Here is a 5,999-nt window from a genome sequence, read left to right as displayed (position 1 = left end):
AGTTCCATCTGGTCGGCAACGATGATTACACGTTGGGCCGGGGCCACGTAGACTCGAACCTGGCGGAGATTGAAGATGCTCACAGGGATCGCGCTACCATCAGGCTGAATTGATTCCGGAGCTCCGGAAAAACTGTCCGCTTTCCGCCAGAAAGCGTGTCCGGTTTGAGCCGGTGCGGTGTATACAAATGCACAAACCGTAACAAAGGATTTGTCAGGTTGAGCGTTGTCGCGGGCCAGGCATAATCCCCACAAATTCGGCGGTGGGGCCAAGTATATTCCCCACCCGCCCCCCTAGGGAATTCTCGTCGCATTTCCGGGGAAGCCAGGGTTGCACAAAACAATCATCGCGCTTCGACACAGTAGACGTGACCCGCTTTACGGCAAGAGGATCATGAGATCTGACGGTGCATCATCGGGTACGCCGCACTTTCTGGTCGCTGCGTTGGTAACCGTACACGGTAATGAATGAGTGAAACTCCGGCGGTTCCGGCTCGTACTCCACGACGAGGCAGTGTGACGCCGGCCCATCACCATACTTCGCCATGTGCTCCAGAAGACTACCGTCAATATCAATGTTGCAATCGTCTTCTATTTGCCGCGTCAGTAACGTATCGATCCAGCGCATTGTATCGGCAAAAAAGTGGGTGACTCGATCATCGGTACACGTATACAGAAAATCAGGTTGATCGTACGTACAGAGAATGAAGCGCAGGTGTTCGCAGAACTTGCTGCTGTATGCCTCACCCTCAAACCAGGCAACGCCACAGAGTGGACACCGAATCTCCTCTCCACCCTCTTCAAGGTAGAATAGGGATTCATCCACAACTGCTTTTTCGATTTCCATATCCCCCCGATTTTCGTTATTCATGAAGCGCATGTAGCAATGCATTCATCATCGAATCATATGTTGGTATTTTCAATTTCAAAGTTCTTTATCTAAAGCTTTTCTTACCACTTCAGAAACAGAATTATAATTTATATTCCTTCGTTTGCAAAAATCAGAATTTATCCATACAGACAATCGTTTTACTCCTTTGCTGGAATTGCAACTCGAACAACATCGAGCAATGTTTTCTCGCGTGATAATTGTTTCATCATTTATTATATGTTCCCAGGTTGCTACTTCTTTTCGTGAAGCTCCTTTGGGAACTGATTCTTTCATTGCAACCCCGCAATAAACACACGTCTTATCACGTTTACGAATTTAATTTTCTAGATATTCTGGAATATTCCATTTATTCAAAGTTTTGCCTCATTTTAAATGACCTAGGCATAACGTTCGCATGAGCTGCAATTTTGTCCCGAAGGGTTAGCGTAGTTTTTGAAATGAGCGAAGCGACTTCAAAAACTATGACAAAAAAATTGTCAGTTGCATGCGATTGTTATGCACGAATTATCTATTCATTTTAAATTAGTCCCATATATCTTGGATTAGATCAATTATTTGCTTGCTTCTCTTCTTGATTGAGTATACACCCCATGTTTTTTCTGTTTTTTTTATAAACGATGATAGTTCTAGTTGTGATTTAAATGGAGCCTTTTCAAAATAATACTTATTTTTATTATCCCAAATATCATTTCCCTTGCTTGAATTAGAAGATTTTGGATCAATTGTTAGATTACCTAAGGAATGTAAATATGTTTCTTCAAAATTTTCTGTAATTTCGTCAAAGCTCAGTCCATTTTTTGGTGTTTGCGAAGTAATATGCTCTATAGTAATTTTATATTTCTCAGTTTTATCATTTAGTTCTTCAAAAGGCATTAAAGCTACTTTTGGTTGATAATTATTTCTTAGAAGGTTTTCGTATTTCCAAAAAATATAGTTTTTGGCTCTATTAGAGTAGTCATAGTAAAAATATTTTGATTTTAATTTGCTTAAAAACACTTTCTTAGGACTATATTCAGAAATCTTATCAGTTAAAAAATATAATACATCAGAGAAATCACCAGTAAAATCCCTAACTGCTCTATTAAGTGTCATGTCAATGTCATTGCTTCTTTTAAATTTCATAGCCAGAACTCTGAAACTAAATTTCTCGATAGCAATTAAAATCTTATTGAAATCCTGTTTGTTAGTACTCTTATCTAGTATAAAAGCCTTAACAATTAATGGATAAAAACCTGATATGTATTCCAAATAGAAAATACTATTTAAGTGAATATTATTTAAATTTAAAACAGCCTCATATGATTGAAAGAATTCTTTCAACGAGATACTGTATTCATCTATAAAATATAAAAGATTGTCATTTTCATTTTTTTGAATATAACTATTTACTATTTCCTTTAATGTATCAAAATAATTTTGGTACTCTTTTTTCTGTGTCCAGTCTTGAAATGCTATAAAATGATATTGGCAAATTTGATCTTCTGAAACAAAATTCAAGTTTTTATGTTCAAAAACATTATTTAATCTTTCAATTACTTGATAAATCTCTCCAAAACGAGAAAATATATTATCAATTAAGTCATTAGACTTTTCTCCTCCAGCAATATAAGCTTTATACATCAAATGACTTTTAATTTTTTCAAGATTTGTTAATCCTTTACCCCTGTCATTAGTAGTTTCAAATATCAAAGAAGCTTCTGCCGAATCTTTTACAGAATAAATTAATATCTCTGCAGACTCTAGTGCTGATAACATTTTTTCAACTTCTTCAATGTTGATGTCTTCTAGCCATTCTCTAAAGTTATTATTTGCCTCAAAAAGTCTTTTCTGAGATGGGGTTGTAAATTTTGAGTTATGATTCCCTTTATTTTCAATAATATATGTTTGAAAGAAATCATTATCATTTTCAATCAATCGCAATTTATATTGATCGTAATATTTAATGTATTTATCTATTTTTATAGAAATTTTGTTATTTTTTAGACTATTTTCAAGTTTTTTTATTACCTGATTAATAAATAAAACAATTGTTGTTATGCGTTGTTGACCATCTACAACTTCAAGATGTTCGAAATCATCTATTTTTTTTGATTCTTTAAGTAATATAGTTCCAAGAAAATATTTTTTAGCAGAAATATGATAGTATAAGTCATCAAAGAAGTCTTCAATTTGTTCATCTTCCCAAGCATACGCTCTTTGATATTTTGGTATAATGAATTTCTTGGTTCCGTCAAATAAATCTGATATTGTCATTAATCCACTGTTCATTTTATATTCCTTTATTGTGATTATTCAAATTTAGTTTTTACAGCTTGTTTCTGCATAAAAACAATTTGACAGACCCGGATAATCTGTCATGCCCACAAATCAACCCACCTAATCCCCAAAAATTCCCGCTCATAACAATCCAAGAATCCTACCACGATTCTCCTCCCAGAGCCAGAAAAACACCGCCCGAGAAGCAGTGGCTTCTCCGCCAAACCCTCTCACCCAATTATTACAAGGGGGCGCGACAAAAACTGTCCCACCCCCCCAAAAAAATCACCAGGCAGGGCACAGCCCCACCTGGCGACTCCATCCCCTACTCCTACGGATACCGCAGGGGCAGGCATCCCAGGGGAGTCTCCCCGCGCAGGCCCCTCCTCTCGCTCTCCTGGAGCGCCCCAGCTTCAAGCATGCCGGGTAGCGGGGTGCTGTCCTGCTCATAGATGACCAGCGGATTCAGGTTAACAAGATACCGCCCCGGCATCACCACGATTCCCAGTTCCGATAACTCTGCTTCGTTGTAGTACTTCACACCCCTCAAGAGGAGGCGGTGAGGTCTGCTGCTTGTCCGGGGAGGGGGAGTTTTTCAGAAGTTTTTTTGTGGGTGGTTATATCGATGATTTGGGTCCGTGATTCCGGGAGAAGCCGGACACTCTTTCCGGAGGGAGGGCCGCTGGCTATCTGGCCAGGGGATCTTGTCCCGGCCCTCAAGACATTTTGCAGGAGTAAGAATCCGTTTCGATCCCACAGCAGCCCTTTCAGAATGGACCGTTGCCGATTATAGAAGAGGAAGAGCGATCCCGATGACGGATCCAGTTCCATCTGGTCGGCAACGATGATTACACGTTGGGCCGGGGCCACGTAGACTCGAACCTGGCGGAGATTGAAGATGCTCACAGGGATCGCGCTGCCCGCAGTACGGTGCGTAGGGTGTCTTCATCGGCCGGCAGGTTCACTTCGGCTACCAGGTCGCCACCGATCCGGATCCGCAGAACCGGGCCAATTCCCTGAAATAGCGTGCCTACTGGTATCATCCCTGCATCGGCTGGTTTTGGGTGGCCTGGTTCCTCCAAAGCGCTCCGCTCCTGCCGAAGCCAGTAGCTCATGGAGCTCACCGATATTCCCTGTGCCCTGCAGTATCCCCGTTGGCTCATGCCACTGTCACGAAAGTCTCGGCAGATTTTCTGCCACCGTTCTCGATGCTCTGGTGTTGCTTTCATGGATTTTTGAAAAGATCATATAAATACCTTATACTCATGCCCATGAGAGTTCGCGCAATCACTCAACGGATCGTCCGCATCGACTCCCGCCTACGATACCGGCATGAGAAGGTCTATCGATCCACTGTGCATCTTGTGTCAACAGTTCTGGATGCTGACCGTGCATAACACCACCGTTTACGGCATAGATGTGGCTCCGGCGAAGGGGTTGTGTTGTTTCACCGCGGGATGTTTTGACAGCTGTGGTCATAAGCCGGAGAGAGTTCCAAATCCGACGGCTCGCGCCTTCGAGATGATTGAGGAGATCGAAAACACCAAGATTGTAAACTCAATCAATCTCCTTTGCTGGGATGCCCCGCTGACCGGCCCTCCAGCAGTATATGCAGAACGCACACTGCGTAGCGTCCGAACTGATAAACCTCGTGTGAATCCCTTTGCGCAACGCGCAATTGAGAGATTTTTTTCTACCAAAGATTACGAGCACAAGGCACCACCCGGAATATCTGTACAACCCTACTCCGGTTGCAGCCACTGGGCTATAACGCGAGCACTTGTGGGTCTGCCGGTTACCGGAAAGTTCGATCGATCAACACATGAGTTACCGTTCACGCTGATAACGGAAAATACGGAAATAAGCTCGCTACTACCGGGAAATTACATCATAGAGGTGCATCCTGCGGTCGCAATCTGGCTCTGGCTGAAAAGAGACAGCGAATCGGAAGACGAAAGGAATTCCAAGTGGAAGTACAAAGGTGCCACCGACACGACGACTCGAAAGAGAAATCGTGAAGAAATCGTTTCCAAACTCCTGGAGATTGAGTCTATTTCGTCACTTATAGATTGCAACAAGATTAGCAAAGGTCGAATAGAGCAAGAGTTAGGCAACTCCGATGACAAGATGGATGCCTTTGTCGCGTGGGTTCTTGGGGAGTTATGGCTGAAGGGCAGTAATGAGGTGATTTTACTCGGTAACGCCGACCATGGCTCTATGCTCCTTCCAAAATCGGATAGTCTATTGAGCAAGTGGAAAGACTTTGTCGATCGGAATACTATAAAACTTGGTGGATAGAAAAAGGGCGTACTACAGTGGACTCCTTGGTTAAGACCCCTTAACGAGGGCTTAAACTTCTCCGTCTCCCCCGGACACTCATTCTGGGGGAAACGTCCTTCCATCGCCCGATCATCATAATGCACACCGGTTGAAACCCCATGGCTGTTTGAGTAATCACCATTCAGCCCCGACAATCAGTCGGCCAGAGTAATTTTATGGAGCGACTTCCATTTTTCTGAAGCGAGTAAAGGTATTCGATAAAAAACGTGTCAGTTTTTTAGTTCATTGTAAGGTGAACTCGACTCGGTCACGAATTTTTGCCGACCGGTGTAATTCTGCCTGTGTTATGAAGCTTATCCGTGGTAATATCATCAGGCTGTAATCATCCCCGTCAGCAGTACAGCGCATAACTTCGTGTCGCCGGTTATAATACCAGCGGAGAAGGAGTTTTCATGCGCAAGTCCCGATTTACGGAGACACAGATTATTGGCATCCTCAACGAGGTCGAAGCAGGCAAGTCGGTCAAAGACGTTTGTCGCGAGCACCGCATCAGCGACGCGACATTTTACAAC

Annotated in this window: 7 protein-coding genes; 2 read left to right on the top strand and 5 right to left on the bottom strand. The window is 42.7% G+C overall.

Annotation, left to right across the window (positions count from 1 at the left end; genetic code table 11):
- Window positions 1-411 precede the first annotated feature (411 nt).
- From B071_RS0111035 to tnpA, 5 genes are all read right to left on the bottom strand, one after another.
- Window positions 412-846: a hypothetical protein gene (locus B071_RS0111035; protein ID WP_157703178.1), complete on the bottom strand. Its 435-nt coding sequence runs from the start codon at window positions 844-846 to the stop codon at window positions 412-414.
- A 567-nt stretch (window positions 847-1,413) separates the two neighbouring features.
- The gene (locus tag B071_RS19255; protein ID WP_083914878.1) at window positions 1,414-3,159 is read right to left on the bottom strand and encodes a DUF262 domain-containing protein; all 1,746 of its coding nucleotides are present in this window, start codon (window positions 3,157-3,159) and stop codon (window positions 1,414-1,416) included.
- Window positions 3,160-3,478: 319 nt separating this feature from the next.
- A complete protein-coding gene (locus B071_RS0111025) occupies window positions 3,479-3,688 on the bottom strand; it encodes a hypothetical protein (RefSeq protein ID WP_018527146.1) in 210 nt (69 codons plus the stop codon).
- Window positions 3,689-3,693: 5 nt separating this feature from the next.
- The gene (tnpB, locus tag B071_RS20330; RefSeq protein ID WP_369073158.1) at window positions 3,694-4,017 is read right to left on the bottom strand and encodes an IS66 family insertion sequence element accessory protein TnpB; all 324 of its coding nucleotides are present in this window, start codon (window positions 4,015-4,017) and stop codon (window positions 3,694-3,696) included.
- 32 nt (window positions 4,018-4,049) lie between these two features.
- A complete protein-coding gene (gene tnpA, locus B071_RS0111015) occupies window positions 4,050-4,376 on the bottom strand; it encodes an IS66 family insertion sequence element accessory protein TnpA (RefSeq protein WP_169336343.1) in 327 nt (108 codons plus the stop codon).
- Between the two features lie 160 nt (window positions 4,377-4,536).
- Between tnpA and B071_RS19250 the strand changes: the two genes are divergently transcribed.
- Window positions 4,537-5,445, top strand: a complete 909-nt coding sequence (locus tag B071_RS19250) for a DUF429 domain-containing protein (RefSeq protein WP_157703174.1) — start codon at window positions 4,537-4,539, stop codon at window positions 5,443-5,445.
- Between the two features lie 434 nt (window positions 5,446-5,879).
- Window positions 5,880-5,999 (top strand): transposase (locus B071_RS0111005; protein ID WP_018527143.1); only part of this gene is annotated, 120 nt, incomplete at its 3' end.

Source organism: Alkalispirochaeta alkalica DSM 8900, assembly GCF_000373545.1.
Lineage (GTDB): Bacteria > Spirochaetota > Spirochaetia > DSM-27196 > Alkalispirochaetaceae > Alkalispirochaeta > Alkalispirochaeta alkalica.
This window is presented reverse-complemented; position numbering and strand designations above follow the sequence as displayed.

Excerpts from the sequence above, each read along its gene's own strand:
- B071_RS0111035 (WP_157703178.1), bottom strand. The coding sequence starts at position 846 with ATGGAAATCGAAAAAGCAGTTGTGGATGAATCCCTATTCTACCTTGAA.
- B071_RS19255 (WP_083914878.1), bottom strand. The coding sequence starts at position 3,159 with ATGAACAGTGGATTAATGACAATATCAGATTTATTTGACGGAACCAAG.
- tnpA (WP_169336343.1), bottom strand. The coding sequence starts at position 4,376 with ATGAAAGCAACACCAGAGCATCGAGAACGGTGGCAGAAAATCTGCCGA.